We start from the raw sequence: 16,147 nt of genomic DNA, 5'->3' as shown, positions 1-16,147 counted from the left end.
TGTTATGAAAATCACGCGCCTCGCTCGTCCACTTACCCGGTTATTGCGAATGTCTATTTCTAGCTCTGAGCCCGCCGCTGATGCGGCTTGCCAGCCCACTGCCTGCCCCGGCCGCCGCCAGCGTTTGGTAGGAGCCACCGCCACCCAACTGCTGCCCCTGCTGAAGCTGCTCGACACCATCCAGCCCCAGGTGTGCAGCGACTCGGTGTTTCACCTGCGGCGGCTGAAAATACAAGCCCATTTTGCCGAGGTGCGCCAGGAAATTCGGGCTGCACGGCCCCGCCGCGAAGCCGTGCAGCATGCCCTCTACGCCCTCACCGAACTGGTACGCGAAGAAGTGCGCGACATCCACCGCGACGAGCTGCAACAAGCCGCCAAGGAAGTAGTACTGGCCACCCTCAAGAATGCCCCGGCGTTGATTAACGTGGCCAATCAGGCGCGGCTGCTGGCGTGAGGATAGTGCAGGTCGAGGTGTTACAACTTGCAGTCGGGTGAATACGCATTACTGTTTTTGGCTTCCCTGTTGAGAAACAATGCTTCCCTGAGCAGTTAGAACACGCCTTATACCTCACAATAACTTTCCTGTTTATACCCTATGAAGTTATTATCTGTACTCACAGCTGCTATTACACTTGCCTGTTCGGGCTGTTCACTATTTGACGAGGGCGGTAAAACTATTGTGGAAGGGCAGGTAGTGGATTCCGCAACCGGACAAGCTGTGCCAAACGCCCAGGTACGCCTGTTTACCAACCGTCGCAGTGGGGCCTCAGCAGCTTACAGCCCTGCCGGGGATTGGCGCTCAACGGACGGGCAAGGCAAATTTTCGTTCTCTTTTGAGGCCGACGCAAGCAACGCCTACATCCTACGAGCCTCTTCTTCTCGGGGAGACACCGAATTTCAAAGCGCGCCATCGATAACAGGAGGGCGCAAGAACAAAAATCTGCGGGTGTCGGTAGCCGCAATAGGCTGGGTACGTATTCACCTACTGGATGTTCCTCCCCGTACCGATGCGGTGAATGTCAGTGTATGGGGTTTCCAAGAAGCCTTCACCTTACACCCACCTATTGACACAGTTGTCTATCGTGCACTGAAGGCTGGCCCCAATCAGATTGTTTTATGGCAGCTTAATGGTAGTCGGACGGAACCAGCTATTGAGCATCGGGTATCTTATACTTTGGCGGGTTTAGATACCATGCACGTGGACATTCGTTATTAGGCTGTTACCATGATGTTTATTCTGAGTAGCTGATGGACAACTAGTTCGGAAACTTGCGCACAAAAAAGGCTGCCCGGTTACGTAACCGGGCAGCCTTTTTTAGTATGCTTAATCTCTCTACCGCACCCCCAGCCGGTTCCACTTCCAGGCTGAGCCGGTGGCGGCAGGCGCATCAGCCGCAGCGGTGGTGGGCTTTTTCTCCGTCAGGAGCATGGCGGTGAGCACGGCGGCCAGCTTGGCGGTGGCTTCGTCCGGGGCGGTGGGCTTCAGCGACTCGGGCGTGAAGTGGTCCTTGATGAAGTTGGTGTCGAAGTTGCCGCTCACGAAGGCCGGGTGTTGCAGCACGTAGCGGCCGAAGCCCAACGTGGTTTCGATGCCGGTAATATGGTATTCGTCGATGGCGCGCAGCATCCGGGCAATGGCCTCCTCGCGGGTGGCCCCGAAGGTGACGAGCTTGGCAATCATCGGGTCGTAGTAAATTGGAATTTCCATGCCCTGCTCGAAGCCGTCATCTACCCGCACGCCGGGGCCCTGGGGGCGCACGTAGGTGGTCAGCGTCCCGATGTCGGGCAGGAAGTTGTTCTGGGGGTCTTCGGCGTACACGCGCAGCTCCAGGGCGTGGCCGGTGATGCTGAGGTCTTCCTGGCGGAAGGCGAGGGGCAGGCCCTGGGCGACTTTGATCTGCTCCTTTACCAGGTCGAGGCCGGTAATCTGCTCCGTTACGGGGTGCTCCACCTGCAGGCGGGTGTTCATCTCCAGGAAGTAGAAGTTGCGCTGGTCGTCCAGCAGAAACTCCACGGTGCCGGCCCCAGTGTAGTTGCAGGCCCGGGCCACGTCCACGGCGCAGCGGCCCATTTCGGCGCGCAGCTCGGGCGTGAGCACCGCCGAGGGCGCTTCCTCAATCACCTTCTGGTGGCGGCGCTGAATGGAGCATTCCCGCTCAAATAGGTGCACGATGTTGCCGTGCTCATCGCCCAGCACCTGAATTTCGATGTGGCGCGGGCCGGTCACGAACTTCTCAATGAATACCGAGCCGTCGCCGAAGGCCGAGGTGGCCTCGTTAATGGCCAGCTGCATCTGCTCCTCGAAATCTTCGGCCGAATTCACGATGCGCATGCCCTTGCCGCCACCGCCGGCCGAGGCTTTAATTAGGATGGGGAAGCCCACCGTGGCGGCAATGCGCTTGGCTTCTTCCACATCAGAAATGGCCTCATCGGTGCCGGGCACCAGGGGAATGTCGTAGGCCTTCACGGCCTGCTTGGCCGAGAGTTTGTCGCCCATCACGTTCATGGCCTCCGGCGAAGGGCCCACGAAAATCAGTCCGGCCTCCGTGACCATGCGGGCAAACTCGGCGTTTTCGCTCAGGAAGCCGTAGCCGGGGTGAATGGCATCCACGCCCAGTTGGCGGCAGACTTCCAGGATTTTGTCGCCGCGCAGGTAGCTGTCTTTGCTGGCGGGCGGGCCCACGCACACGGCCTCGTCGGCGTAGCGCACGTGCAAAGCGTTGCGGTCGGCTTCGGAGTAGATGGCCACGGTCTGGAGGCCCATTTCCTTGGCGGAGCGCAGCACGCGCAGGGCAATTTCGCCGCGGTTGGCAACCAGCAGCTTGGTTATTTTCTTCATCGGGAGAGAGTGGGTGCGGGTGGGAGAGGACTTCACTGTAAATTGGAAAGAACGGTCATGCTGAGCTTGCCGAAGCATCTCTACCGCTTTGTCAGACAGTTCATGCGAAGCGGTAGAGATGCTTCGGCAAGCTCAGCATGACGTTCCGATTATGTTCAATGAACAGTTCCAATACCCAAAGAAACGCCATTCCGGCCGCACCAGAAAACGCGCCGGGCCAATTCCTGCAAGGTTGGATGCCTGCCTGCTGAGGGCTACCTTTGCGGATTGCCATAACTTTGTACATTCCCCGAGCGTTATGCCCCCAAGCGTAACTGCTTGTTTTCGTTTCACATTCAACCTGTTCCCTCGTGGATCTATTTGAGAAGATTGCCGCCAACCGCGGCCCGCTGGGTAGCCATTCACACTACGCGCACGGTTATTTCACCTTCCCCAAGCTGGAAGGCGAGATTAAGCCCCGCATGATTTTCCGCGGCAAAGAGGTACTCACCTGGAGCCTGAACAACTACCTGGGCCTGGCCAACCACCCCGAGGTGCGCAAGGCCGACGCCGATGCTGCTGCCGAATACGGTATGGCCCTGCCCATGGGCGCCCGCATGATGAGCGGCAACTCCAACCTGCACGAGCAGCTGGAAAACGAGCTGGCCGAGTTTGTGATGAAGCCTGAGTGCATGCTGCTCAACTTTGGCTACCAGGGCGTGGTGTCCATCATCGACGCCATGGTAGGCCGCCACGATGTAATTGTGTACGACGCCGAGTCGCACGCCTGCATCATCGACGGGGTGCGCCTGCACGCCGGTAAGCGCTTCGTATACGTGCACAACGACATGGCCAGCCTGGAGAAGCAGCTGGAGCGCGCCCAGCGCATCATCGACGAAACCGGCGGCGGCATTTTGGTCATTACCGAGGGAGTTTTCGGCATGTCGGGCAACCAGGGCGACCTGCGCGGCGTGGTGGCCCTGAAGGAGAAATACCAGTTCCGGTTGTTCGTGGATGACGCTCACGGCTTCGGCACGATGGGCGCTACGGGCGCCGGAACGGGCGAAGAACAGGGCGTACAGGACGGTATCGACCTTTATTTTTCGACGTTTGCGAAGTCGATGGCCAGCATTGGCGCCTTCGTAGCCGGCCCCGAGAACGTAATTGAATATTTGCGCTACAACATGCGCAGCCAGATTTTCGCCAAAAGTCTGCCCATGCCGCTGGTGGTGGGCGCTTTGAAGCGGTTGGAGCTGCTGCGCACCCAGCCCGAGCTGAAGGAAAACCTCTGGACCATCGTGCGGGCCCTGCAAAGCGGTCTGCGTGAAAAAGGCTTCAATATTGGGTCTACGTCCTCACCCGTAACGCCGGTGCTGCTGGAGGGCCAAATCCCCGATGCCACGCAGGTAACGTTCGATCTACGTGAAAATCACGGCATTTTCTGTTCTATTGTGGTGTATCCGGTGGTGCCCAAGGGCGTTATCATGCTCCGGATCATCCCCACGGCGGTACATACCCTCGATGATGTAGCGGTGACCATCAAAGCCTTCGAAGCCGTGAAGGAGAAGCTGGCGAAAGGACTTTATTCCAAGGCGGAAGTGCCCGAGGGCCTGCAACGCTAACTAAAGCTTCGCTAAGTACAAAAGCCAGCCTCCGCAACGGGGCTGGCTTTTTGTTTTTGGATTATTTACAGATGTAGATTTCGGTTTGGGAGTATATTGCGTAGCTTGTTTAGAGTGAAATACGCCCTTAATGGCTGGAAAAGGGCATAAAGAAAAAAACTTGCCAACTTGCTTGTATTTGAAATCCCTGTATATTAGGGCCGGTTAAATACTTTTTCCACACCATACAACCCCTCCCAACCATGAGCAATTTCGCCCAACTGAAAGACCTCGTTATGTCGCTAGAAGCCGACTTCGAGAAATTCTACGACAAGAACAACTCGGCCGCTGGTACCCGCGTGCGCAAAGGCATGCAGGAACTGAAGAACATGGCCCAGACTATCCGTACTGAGGTTCAGAACAAGAAAAACGACGGTGGAGAAGCTGCTCCCGCTGCTAAAGCTGCTCCTGCTAAGAAGGCTGCTGCTCCCGCTGCTAAAAAAGCTGCTCCCGCTAAAAAGAAGTAATTGGGCGCTACGCCCAGCGTAGCGAACCTGTTTACACCTAAGAGGCCCTGCTGATTATCAGCAGGGCCTCTTTCGTTGTGGCGCTGGTCGGTGTGCCGGTCCGGCGGGTGCAGCCCGTCGGGCCGGTTGGCGCGTGCTGATATTGCTATGCCGTCGTCCGGGTGCCAGCTATTTCAACCGGTCCGACGGGCTGCGCCCGCCGGACCGGCCGTTCTGTCGCATCGTACGGAAAGCCGCCATGAGACGTAGCAGAGCATGACACTATATGCACTTCTTAGGCAGCTTACACCAGCTTGATGAGGAAGTAGCTCTTGCCCTTTTGGGCTACTAGGTACTTGTTCAGTAGCGGCGCTACGGCCGTGGCGGTCTGGTCGAGGGTTACTTTCTGGCGGTTGAGCTTCACGCCGTTGTTTTGCACCATTTTGCGGGCCTCGCCTTTGCTGGAGAAGATGACGCTGCCGGCCGCCGTGCTCAGCAGCGTAAGGGCATCCTGGCCTTCCAACTCGGCGCGGGAAACCTCCACATGGGGCACACCGACAAATACGTCGAGCAGCGTGGCCTCATCAAGGCTGCTCAGCTCGCCGCCGCCGAATAGCACCTGCGAGGCGGCCAATGAGGCTTCGAAGGCAGCTTCGCCGTGCACGCGGATGGTTACGTCCTTGGCCAGGGCTTTTTGCAGCACGCGCAGGTGGGGGGCGGCGGTGTGCTCGGCTTCCAGAGCTTCAATTTCCGGCTGTGTGAGCAGTGTGAACACGCGGATGAGGCGGGGTACGTCGGCGTCGGCGGCGTTGAGGAAGAACTGGTAGAACTGGTACGGGCTCGTCATGGCGGCATCGAGCCACACCGTGCCGGTTTCGCTCTTGCCGTACTTGGTGCCGTCGGCTTTGGTGATGAGCTGGCCGGTGAGGGCGTAGGCCTTGCCCTCGCCGCCCGACATGCGCCGGATGAGCTCGGTGCCGGTGGTGATGTTGCCCCACTGGTCGGAAGCGCCCATCTGCAGGGTGGTGCCTAGCTCCTTGTAGAGGTGGAAGAAGTCGTAGCCCTGCAGCAGCTGGTAGCTGAACTCGGTGTAGCTGATGCCCTCGGCCCCGGACTCTTCGTTGCCGCCAATGCGGCGCTTCACCGAGTCCTTGGCCATCATGTAGTTCACGGTGAGGTGCTTGCCTACCTCGCGCAGAAACTGCAGGAAGCCGAAGTCCTTGAACCAGTCGTAGTTATTCACTACCCGCGCCCCGGTGGGCGAATCGTCGAATACCAGAAACTTCTCCAACTGGGCCTGAATGCCGGCCTGGTTGCGGCGCAGGGCTTCTTCATCGAGCAGGTTGCGCTCCGCTGATTTGCCCGACGGGTCGCCAATCATACCAGTGGCCCCGCCCACCAGGGCCAGCGGCCGGTGGCCGGCGCGCTGCAGGTGCACCAGCAGCATAATGGTGGCCAGGTTGCCGATGTGCAGGGAAGGCGCAGTAGGGTCGAAGCCGATGTAGCCGGTGATGGGCGCGTTTTTCAGCAGGTGCTCCTCGGTGCCGGGCATCATGTCGTGAAACATGCCCCGCCAGCGCAGTTCGTCTATTAGGTTCAAGGGAGAAGTTGTGAAGTTGTGAAGTTGTGAATCAGGCGGCGGCTGTGGGTAAAGACACGAAAGACGCAACCAACTCACGCAAGTAAGAGGCGCAAAGGTAAAAAGGCCCGTGGTACATTTGCAGTCCAAGTGAAAGCAGCGGCGGAACAGCGCCGCGGGCTCTCCACAATTTCACAATTTCACAACTTCACCCTTGACCGCCTCGCCCGACGAAATCCTGAAGCAGCTCCAGCAGCGGCAGTTTGCGCCCGTGTATTTTCTACAAGGGGAGGAGCCGTACTATATTGACCTGCTGGCCGATTTGCTGGAAAAGCACGTGCTGCCCGAGCACGAGAAGGGCTTCAACCAGGTGGTGATGTATGGCAAGGACACCGATGTGGCCGGCATCCTGAACCAGGCCAAGCGCTTCCCCATGATGGCGGAACGCTCGGTGGTGATTGTGAAGGAGGCGCAGGCTGTGGCCGATCTGGAAAACGAAAAGACGTGGCCGTTTCTGGAGGCCTACCTGAAAAACCCGTTGCAAAGCACCGTACTGGTGTTCTGCTACAAGCACAAAACCCTGGACGCGCGCAAAAAGCTGGGCAAGCTGCTGGCCGGCGACAAAAAGGAGCCTGCGCCTGCCGGCACGGTGCTCATGACCAGCAAGAAGCTCTACGATAACCAGGTGGCGCCCTGGCTGAGCAATTACGTGCGCTCTAAGGGCCAGCAGATTACGCCCCAGGCCACGGCTATGCTGGCCGAGTACATCGGGGGGGAGCTGGGCCGCCTCACCAACGAGGTGGACAAGATGCTCATCAACCTGCTGCCCGGCCACAGCATCGACGAGGACCTGGTGCAGCGCATGGTGGGCATCAGCAAGGAGTACAACATCTTCGAGCTGCAGAGCGCTTTGGTGCGCCGCGACGTGCTCAAGGCCAACCGCATCCTGCTCTACTTCGAGGCCAACCCCAAGAACAACCCGCTCATCCCGAACCTGACGCTGCTGTTCAACTACTTCTCCCGCCTATTGGTGCTGCACCAGCTGCCCGGCAGCCCTGCCGAGGCCGACTGGCTGAAGATGGGCCTGCGCTTCCCCATCCAGCGCCAGGACTATCAGGTGGGCCTGAAGGTATTCGACTTCCACCGCACCCGCGACATCGTGCACCTCATCCGCCGCGCCGACGCCCAAAGCAAAGGCATCGACAGCGGCTCCATGACCGACGGCGAAATCCTGCGGGAGCTGATCTGGCTCATCATCCACCCGGTACCGCTGCATGCAGTGGTGGGAGCGTAGAGGCAACTTCTGTTTTGCACCGGTTTTGTAACGCATTTACTCTGTACTTCAGGTGATAAACCCAGAATCACTACATCCGCTGATTGTTCCACGTAAGTATATTGAAGACAGTGCTTGGGACTTGCCTCACTTGCCACTTCCCAACGACGAGTTTATTTTATGCTGGGTTGAATACGGTGAGGCAATGGTGTATCTGGACCGAGCCGGATATAATGAGTTGGAGCAGTCCGGTGTGAACTGGCAGCAGCAAGCAATAGAGAATGTTCGACAGTCAGCGTTTTTTCACCAATATCGAAAGGACGATGCCATTACCGGGCAGCCGGAATGGATTGCTTTTCTTAATGATGAGGATACCATCAGCTCCAGCAAGATATTATTACACTATGAACTCGAAAGAATATTCCCGACTGGATACTCGGTTGTAATTCCTGACAGAGCTTGTGGTATAGTTGTGTCAAACGAATGCTCTGACAAAACGCTTGATGCCCTAATAGAGATGGTAAGAGGCATGTACACGGGGGCTAGTACTCCAATGTCGCAGGCGTTTTTTGAAAGTTCTGCTTTTGCTTTACCGCCTGATTGGACGTTGCCGATAGACAAGGAAACAACAAGCTTGATTCTGCAGCTTTTCCAAGCAATAGAGTAAGTGAGTGGCGTGTATATGGGACAGGTAGAACCGAAAGAAAAATTTCCGCGTTAAACGGAAAAATTTCTATAAGTTCGCTCCATCAAATCTGCACCTATGGCTACTGCTGCACACCAACCGAAAATAACGGCCGTTATGCCGGCGGCCCTGCGCAAGAAATGGGCGGCCTGGGGCCGGACCGGGCAGGATGCTTACGCCCTGGTGATGGAAGCCCGCAAGGGCGTACCGGCCGCCACGGCGTTTGAGGTAGCCGAGGCCTACCAGTTGCAGGCCCAGGAGCTGGAGGCCATCTACGAGCTGTCCACCAAAACCCTGCGCACCTACTCCCAGGAAAAGAAAAACCTGAGTGCCGCCAGCAGCGAGAAAACACTCAAAATCATCAGCCTCTACAACCTGGGAGTGGAAGTATTCGGGGAGGCCGCCGCGTTTCTACGCTGGCTGGATAAACCCGCCCACGGCCTCGACCAGGAAATTCCGCTGCGGCTGCTGGAAACCAGCGGGGGCATCGACCTGGTGGCCGAAGAACTCACGCGCATTGCCTACGGCGACTTATCCTAGGGCCCCGAGTATGCTGGTTTACCGCATCTGCCTGGCCAAGTACGCCGACGACCTGTTTGCCTCCGGCTACCGGGCACGTTGGAATTACAAGGATCAGTTTGTGATTTACACGGCCGCCACCCGGGCCCTGGCCTGCCTGGAAAACGTGGTGCACCGGAGTGGGGAGGGGCTTACCGGCCAGTTTCGGGTGCTGGTAATTGACGTGCCCGACGACCTGCTGGTGGAGGAAATACCGCTGGCCCAGCTGCCACGGGACTGGGAGCAGGCCAGCCGCTACGCCGTGTGTCAGCCGCTGGGGGCCGAGTGGTACACGCGCCGCAGCTCGGCCGTGCTGCGGGTGCCCTCGTCCATCGTGCCCCAGGAGTTCAACTACGTGCTGCACAGTCGCCATCCCGATTTCAAGCGCATTCGGATTGTGAGCCGGGAGGAATTCCGGTTCGATTCGCGCATCAAGACCGATGAGGTAGGATAGAGGATGGGGAACACCCGCACGCAAACTGTCATTCGGAATGACAGCCGGAGTACGTACTGCCAGCGGTAACACGATGCGGTGTGTCGTACCGTCATAACCGCAAAGTATACACTGCTTGATGTAATTTCCGGCTCCAGTAAAGCCCATTGTGCCGCACACCATTCATCTATTCCAGACGCTTCCGGACCTGACGCTGCCCCAGCTACTGGAGCTGGCCCCGCGCAGCTTTGTGCCGGATACGCGCCAGTACCGGGCCGTGACGCCGCTGGAGCTGGCTGTGGATACTGGGCGGTTTTCGACCGGAGCGGGAGTAGGCGGAATTGCCGGGCCGGAAGTGGGAGTGAGTCAAACCGCAACCGGCCTGATGCTGACCTGCGCCTGCACCATCGGCGCAGACGACGAACTGTGCGAAAACCAGGCGCTGACGCTGCTGGCTCTGCTGTACCGGCCGGAGCTGCGGGTATTTTTTGATGCGGAGCAGCGCCAGCAGAAACTGCGCGCTGCGGCCCGGGAATATGGGTTAGAACAGGCTCACGACTTGGACGCGCACTTTCAACTGGCGTTTGCCAACGGGGCTGTGGCCGTGACTCCGCGCCGGGCGGATTTGCTGCCCGTAACGCCGGCTTCGAAGCTGGAGCTGATGCGGCAGCTGTTGCCCGTCAGGCCGGAGCCAGTGGTGCCGGTGGCGGGCGGGCAGCGGCTGCTGGTGCTGGCCCGGCACCGCTACTACCGCCACCTCACGCTGCACCTGGCCGAGGCCAGCCTCACGGCGGCCGGCAAACCGAAAAGCCCGCTGACGCTGCTGAACCCCCTGGATGGTATCTGGCAGCTGACCAATCCGTCGGAGCTGAAGTTTTATACCGGCCTGGCCCGCTTCCAGCATAACTACGAGGAAGACCGCACGCCAGCGGCCGTGGAGGCGTTGCGCGCGGTGGTGCAGAACCCGTTTCGGCTGCCGGTATTTGCCCACCGCGGCCCCCAAGGCGACAAGCTCACGGCCGCGGCCCTGGTGCCGGTGCGCCTGCACAGCGCCCGCCTGCAGCTGCGCCTGCAGGTAACCCAGGAAGACGAGTTCTACCAGATAACCGGCCAGCTGCTGCTCCACGACCAGGCCCTGAACCTGGAACAGCTCACCGTGCACTACGACTACTTCGTGGCCCTGCACGACGATTTGTACCTGCTCGACGACCTGGATGTGTGGCGAGTAGTGGAGTTCTTCAAGAAGCGCAACAACGCCCTGCTGATTCACCAGTCGCAGTTTGCGGAGTTCCGGGAGGACGTGCTGACTAACCTGGAAAACCGCCTGCAGATTCACTACGCCTACCTGCGCCCCGCCACCCGCCAGCAGTTGCAGGCCGCGGGCCTGGATGAAGCGCCCGAGCCGGTGCTTTACCTCTCCGATGCCGGCCCCCACGTGGAGCTGCTGCCCGTGATGCGCTACGGAGAGCGGGAAGTCTCGGTGCTGACCCGGCAGCAGCTGCAGGCCACCGATGCGCTGGGCCGGGCATTCACCGTGAGCCGCAATGCCCTGGCTGAAGACCGGCTGGTGGCGGCGCTGCTCCGGCACTGGCCCGAGCTGGCCGGGCAACAGGCCCAGGAGTCGTTTTACCTGGCCCGCAGCGGATTTCTGGATACCGACCGGGTGCTGCCGGCTTTGGCCGATTGGCGGCAGGAGGGCATCCGGGTACTGGGGTTCCAGCAGCTGAAGGATAACCGCCTCAATCCGCATTCGGCCCGGGTGTCGGTGCAGGTGAGCAGTGAAACCAACTGGTTTGATACCAAGCTGGCGGTGCGTTTCGGGAAGCAGCACGCCACGCTACCCCAACTCAGCCAGGCCCTGCGCAACCGCCGCCGCTATGTGGTGCTGGATGATGGCAGCCACGGCGTGCTGCCCCAGCAGTGGCTGGAAAAGTTTGCCCGCTACTTCGCCGCCGCCGAGCTTATCGACGGTCAGTTGCGCACCCCACACAGCCGGTTTGCGGCGGTAGAGGAATTGTACGCCGACACGGAGCTGCTGCCCTCGGCCCGGCAGCGGCTGGCCGAAACCCGCGCCGCCGTAGCCGATTTCACCGGTATTGCGCCCGTGCCGGTACCCGCCGGCCTGCACGCCATCCTGCGCGACTATCAGCAAGAAGGCCTCAACTGGCTAAATTTCCTGGATACGTTTGGGTTTGGCGGTTGCCTGGCCGATGATATGGGCCTGGGTAAGACGCTGCAGGTGCTGGCCTTCGTGCTGCACCTGCGCGCCACCGGCCGGACCGGGGCCAGCCTGGTGGTAGTGCCCACGGCGTTGGTGTTCAACTGGCAGGCCGAAGCCGCCCGCTTTGCGCCCGGCCTGCAGGTGCTGACCTGGCACGGCGCGGGCCGCAGGCAGCAGCAGCCGGATTTCGCCGACTATGATGTGGTGCTGACCACCTACGGCACGCTGGTATCGGACCTGCGCCGGCTGAAATCCCAGGAGTTTGAGTACGTGTTTCTGGATGAGGCCCAGGCCATCAAAAACCCGGCTTCGTTGCGCTACCGGGCCGCTTGCCAGCTGCGAAGCCGGGGCCGGGTGGTGCTCACGGGCACGCCGCTGGAGAACAACATCTACGATATTTTCGCCCTGCTCTCGTTTGCCTGCCCTGGCTTGCTGGGTACGCTGCGGCAGTTCCGGGCGCAGTACGCCACGCGCATCGATAAGTTCGGGGATGAGCAGAAGGCCCGGGAATTGCAGCAGCGCATCCGGCCCTTCGTGCTGCGCCGCACCAAGGCTCAGGTAGCCACCGAACTGCCCGAAAAGACGGAAATGGTGCTCTACTGCGAGATGCCGCCCGAGCAGCGCCGCGTGTACGAGGCCTGCCGCCAGGATTTCCGGAATCTGCTGCTGGGCCAACGCGAAGACGTATCGGCCCGCAACCACGCCTCGGTGCTGCGGGGCCTCACGCGCCTGCGGCAAATCTGCGACTCGCCCGCTTTGCTGCCCGATCTGGAGGACTACGGCTCTACTTCAGCCAAGCTGGCGGTGCTGCTGGAAGAAATTCAGAACCACGCCCCGGAGCACAAAATCCTGGTGTTTTCGCAGTTTGTGGGCATGCTGAACCTGGTGCGGCCCATGCTGGACGCCCACGATATTCCCTACCAATACCTCACCGGCCAGACCCGGCAGCGCGGGGCCGCCGTGCAGGCGTTTGAGCAGCGCCCCGAGGTGCGGGTGTTTCTCATCAGCCTGAAAGCCGGCGGCACCGGCCTCAACCTCACCAGCGCCGACTACGTGTACCTGCTGGACCCCTGGTGGAACCCCGCCGTGGAAAACCAGGCCATCGACCGGGCCTACCGCATCGGCCAGACCAAGCCCGTAGTGGCAGTGCGCCTCATCTGCCCCGGCACCGTGGAGGAGAAAATCCAGCACCTGCAACAGTCCAAACGGGAACTGGCCCAGGGCCTCATCCGCACCGATACTGCTTTGCTCAAATCCCTCACGCCCCAGGAGTTGCTGGCGTTGGTGGGCGAGTGAGAACTACGCAATGGGTAGGAGTATCTGTCATTCCGAACGGAGGGAGGAATCTGGGTTTGTGTACAGAAAGGCGTTTTGCTACTATTCAGGCGGTCGTCATGCAGAGGCGCAGCCGAAGCATCTCGCGTGCTGACGCTGGGTTACTATTGCAACGTCAGCACGCGAGATGCTTCGGCTGCGCCTCTGCATGACGTTCTATCAGCTTGCGGTCTGCCCAGCTTGGGGCATCATCCTGGGCAAAAGTCAGATTCCTCTCTTCATTCGGAATGACAGATGAAACGCTTCCCGCAAAAATCCGCAGCTTTACACCATTCCAACCCCGCCCGCTATGTTCCAGACCTCGCCCGATATGCAAGTCGTTGACATTATCCAGATGTCGCCCAAGGAGGTGTTCATCGTCGGGTATCTGGCTGGGGAGGCAAAGCCGGGTGCCTGGGAGCTGCGGCGCAACGGCGAGGCCATAGCCACGCTGCAAGCCACGGGTGAGGTGCAGGTGGAAGCCGGCCGCAAGGGCAAGCTGGCCCCGCCCCGGGTTATCAGCTGTCAGGGGCAGGTAGATAAAAAGCAGTTTGATTTCACCCAGGACGAAGTGACGCTGGCGCGGCTGGAAGGCTAAGGCCGCCGGAAAAACTGCACCACTGCCCGGTTGAACACATCCGGCACTTCCTGCGGGGCGTAGTGCGTGGCTCCTTCCAAAATGAGCAACCGTCCGTTGGGCAGTGCACGGGCAATGTCCTGCGTGTGTGCCTCCCGAATCACGTCGCGCTGCCCGGCCATTACCAACACCGGGGCCTGAATGGTGCTGATTTGCGGCAGGGTGAAATGCGGCTCCTGTACCAGCAACCGCAGGAGCCGGGTTTCAGTGGAGGTACCGCTACGGGCCTGAGCCTGCCGGAGCTGCCGCTGAAACCGGGCCAGCACGGCCGGCTCAACGGCTTCGGGAGTGGGGAAGAGGTTGGCCCCCATGATGGCCAGGCGGCCCACGTATTCGGGGTGGTGCAGGGCCAGGCTCAGGGCCGTGTTGCCTCCGTCGCTCCAACCCAGAATATGCACCCGGCGCAGGTGCAGGGTGTCCAGCAGCTGGCGCACGTCGTCGGCAAACAGCTCGTAGCTGTACTCCTGGGTGGTGAAATCCTGGCTGCGGCCCTGGCCCCGGGTATCGAGGGCAATGACGGTGAACTGCCGGGCCAGTTCATGAATCTGGAGCTGAAAATCGGCAATAGACTGCCCGTTGCCGTGCAACAGTAGCAGCGGCGGGCCCTGCCCGTACCGCTCGTAGTAGAGCCGGCCGCCCCGCGCGTTCAGGTAGTGGCCGGTGGCGGGGTTGCTGCCGTAGTGCTGCGGGTTGGTGAGCGTGGGAGCGGCCGCGCTGCTGAAAAGCAAGGATTTCAGGCTATCCGCCACCACGTAGTTTTCGGGAATATCCTCGGCGGTGGCCAGGGGCTCCGGCTCGGTACGTTTGCCTGCCGTTTGGTAGGTATCGGCGGTGAGGTAGAGGCTGAGGTAGCCGGGCGTGACCTGCTGCCAGCGGGCCTGGCTTTTGTCGCGGGTGAACACGCTGTGGCCCGGCAGCGGTACGGCGGCAATACCAAAGACTTTGGGGCTACCTTCCTGCGCTTCGCTTCGCAGCCACTGTACCGTTACGGCTACTTCCTTCAGGCCCTGCAGATACAGGTTGTAAGGCAGCAAATCGACTTTTACCCAACCGCGGGGCTGGGTCACGGTGAAGCGGATATCGGGCTGGGGCAAGGGCTCGGCGGGCTGGCCGTTGCGCACCCGGTACAGCAGCAGCCGGAACGTAACGGACCGGAACCGATTGAAGGCCACGAACAGGTTCGCGTCGCGGAGGCGGCAGTCGGTGGTCAGCGGGATGATGGTACCCTGCTCTTTGCCCAGCTCGTCGCTCACCAAGCCGGGCTCGGTGTAGAGGCGGGCCGTCATGAACGAGGACGCGGCCGTGCGTCCGAACGTGCGGGTGCGCACCTTGCCGGGCCGCACCGTTACGCCCCCGAGCTTCTGGCCCAGCGGCTTCAACCGGACAGCACCTCCGGCCTGCAACGCCGCCACCGGCACCCGCTGGGTAGCGTAGCCCACGCAGGAAACCAGCACGGGCCCGGCCACCGAATCGGGCAGGGCAAACCGGAACCGGCCGGCGCTGTCGGCCACCGTCCCGAAGGGCTTACCCGCCACGCCCACCGAGGCGAAAGGTACCGGCGCCTGCGTAGCGGCATCCTGCACGGTGCCCCGCAGCTGGCGGGTCTGGGCGAGAATAGAAAAGGGAACGAGCAGGAATAGAACAGCGGGGAGGAGCAGGCGCATCAGCCGGGAATACGTGGAAAGTACCCCAGAGAGGCGCGGGGCCGGCTGATGGTTGCGTTTGGAGTGCTAATACCGCTCCTCTTTCCGGGCTGAACTCAACTCCAGCAGGTACTCGCAGGCCCGGCGGAAACTGTTCTGTTTATTGGGGCTATGGCGCTCTACCATATGGTAGCCGTTGGCTTGGTGCGCCTCCAGGAGCCAGCGCGCTCCGTCCAGTCCGTATGATTCTTCATGAGCCGGCAGCTGCTGAAACGATGCGGCTTGCAGCAACTGCTCAAAACGGCGCCATTGAGCCGCACGTACAGGCCGTAGGGTTTCCTCCGCCGCTACCCGCACCGGGGGGCGGTTCGCTTCGTCTCTGGCCTGCTGCACAGCCGGATCGGCCTGATGCTTACGGAACTCGTGTTGTAGTTTTCTCTCTTCCTCTGCAGATATTCCCGGCGGCATAAACTGAATAGAGGTCAGCCGGGGGCCGCAGGCGGGCTTGCTCAGTAGCTGCGTACGTAGCGTGGCCCCACTGGCCTGTTGGGTGAGCGTAAGCAGTACCGGTCGGTCAAAAGACCGTAGCCACAGAAACCGGTAGGTGTCGTGGCCCAAGTAGTAGTTCGATAGGATAGGGGCGCCGAAGAAAAATAGATTGCAGGATGCGAACCGTAAGGCACGCGGTGGAAAACCTTCCAGCTGCGCTGTGATAGAGTCGGTAGGAATGAAGGATGGATCCGTCGCCGGGAAGTAGAACACCTGGCCCTGAGTATCCGAAACGGCCGGGTTTTGCGGGTAGTTGGTGCGCTCAGCAGTGGGTGCGGAGCAGGCCGTCAGCAGTAGCAGCGGGAGTGGTAAAAGGATACGAGACATACC

13 protein-coding genes and 1 pseudogene are annotated in these 16,147 nt (G+C 60.4%); 10 read left to right on the top strand and 4 right to left on the bottom strand.

Features of this window, described 5'->3' with window-relative positions:
* The first annotated feature begins 49 nt into the window (after positions 1–49).
* Positions 50–454: a hypothetical protein gene (locus ROI90_RS07035; protein WP_315997627.1), complete on the top strand. Its 405-nt coding sequence runs from the start codon at positions 50–52 to the stop codon at positions 452–454.
* A 141-nt stretch (positions 455–595) separates the two neighbouring features.
* Complete coding sequence (locus ROI90_RS07030) at positions 596–1,216, top strand: hypothetical protein (protein ID WP_315997626.1); 621 nt, start codon at positions 596–598, stop codon at positions 1,214–1,216.
* Between the two features lie 117 nt (positions 1,217–1,333).
* On the opposite strand, the gene accC is transcribed toward ROI90_RS07030, so the two are convergent.
* Positions 1,334–2,839, bottom strand: a complete 1,506-nt coding sequence (gene accC, locus ROI90_RS07025) for an acetyl-CoA carboxylase biotin carboxylase subunit (protein ID WP_315997831.1) — start codon at positions 2,837–2,839, stop codon at positions 1,334–1,336.
* Positions 2,840–3,189: 350 nt separating this feature from the next.
* Here accC and ROI90_RS07020 point away from each other — a divergent pair, with 350 nt between their 5' ends.
* Positions 3,190–4,440, top strand: a complete 1,251-nt coding sequence (locus tag ROI90_RS07020; protein WP_315997625.1) for an aminotransferase class I/II-fold pyridoxal phosphate-dependent enzyme — start codon at positions 3,190–3,192, stop codon at positions 4,438–4,440.
* 242 nt (positions 4,441–4,682) lie between these two features.
* Positions 4,683–4,856: pseudogene (locus ROI90_RS07015) on the top strand (histone H1); the annotation flags it as partial.
* 373 nt (positions 4,857–5,229) lie between these two features.
* Here the strand turns inward: ROI90_RS07015 and tyrS are convergent.
* Positions 5,230–6,525: a tyrosine--tRNA ligase gene (gene tyrS, locus ROI90_RS07010; RefSeq protein ID WP_315997624.1), complete on the bottom strand. Its 1,296-nt coding sequence runs from the start codon at positions 6,523–6,525 to the stop codon at positions 5,230–5,232.
* A gap of 193 nt (positions 6,526–6,718) precedes the next feature.
* Here tyrS and holA point away from each other — a divergent pair, with 193 nt between their 5' ends.
* The 6 genes from holA to ROI90_RS06980 all read left to right on the top strand — a co-directional run bounded on the left by holA (position 6,719) and on the right by ROI90_RS06980 (position 13,586).
* Positions 6,719–7,798, top strand: a complete 1,080-nt coding sequence (gene holA, locus ROI90_RS07005; protein ID WP_315997623.1) for a DNA polymerase III subunit delta — start codon at positions 6,719–6,721, stop codon at positions 7,796–7,798.
* Between the two features lie 52 nt (positions 7,799–7,850).
* Complete coding sequence (locus ROI90_RS07000) at positions 7,851–8,444, top strand: hypothetical protein (RefSeq protein WP_315997622.1); 594 nt, start codon at positions 7,851–7,853, stop codon at positions 8,442–8,444.
* Between the two features lie 96 nt (positions 8,445–8,540).
* Entirely contained in the window at positions 8,541–9,002 is a 462-nt protein-coding gene (gene parS, locus ROI90_RS06995; RefSeq protein ID WP_226268682.1) for a type II RES/Xre toxin-antitoxin system antitoxin, read from the top strand.
* A gap of 10 nt (positions 9,003–9,012) precedes the next feature.
* Complete coding sequence (locus ROI90_RS06990) at positions 9,013–9,474, top strand: RES family NAD+ phosphorylase (protein WP_315997621.1); 462 nt, start codon at positions 9,013–9,015, stop codon at positions 9,472–9,474.
* 148 nt (positions 9,475–9,622) lie between these two features.
* Positions 9,623–12,970 (top strand): DEAD/DEAH box helicase, encoded by a 3,348-nt coding sequence (locus tag ROI90_RS06985; protein ID WP_315997620.1) that lies wholly within the window; start codon positions 9,623–9,625, stop codon positions 12,968–12,970.
* 328 nt (positions 12,971–13,298) lie between these two features.
* Positions 13,299–13,586: a hypothetical protein gene (locus tag ROI90_RS06980; protein ID WP_315997619.1), complete on the top strand. Its 288-nt coding sequence runs from the start codon at positions 13,299–13,301 to the stop codon at positions 13,584–13,586.
* Here ROI90_RS06980 and ROI90_RS06975 read toward each other — a convergent pair.
* Both ROI90_RS06975 and ROI90_RS06970 read right to left on the bottom strand, forming a co-directional pair.
* Positions 13,583–15,289 carry an alpha/beta fold hydrolase gene (locus ROI90_RS06975; RefSeq protein WP_315997618.1) on the bottom strand — a complete coding sequence of 569 codons (1,707 nt, stop codon included), beginning with the start codon at positions 15,287–15,289 and terminating at the stop codon, positions 13,583–13,585. The two genes, ROI90_RS06980 and ROI90_RS06975, sit on opposite strands and share 4 nt — an antisense overlap.
* 66 nt (positions 15,290–15,355) lie before the next feature.
* Positions 15,356–16,144 (bottom strand): hypothetical protein, encoded by a 789-nt coding sequence (locus ROI90_RS06970; protein ID WP_315997617.1) that lies wholly within the window; start codon positions 16,142–16,144, stop codon positions 15,356–15,358.
* Positions 16,145–16,147 lie beyond the last annotated feature (3 nt).

The sequence above is a fragment of the Hymenobacter endophyticus genome (assembly GCF_032464715.1).
Classification (GTDB): Bacteria; Bacteroidota; Bacteroidia; order Cytophagales; family Hymenobacteraceae; genus Hymenobacter; species Hymenobacter endophyticus.
This window is presented reverse-complemented; position numbering and strand designations above follow the sequence as displayed.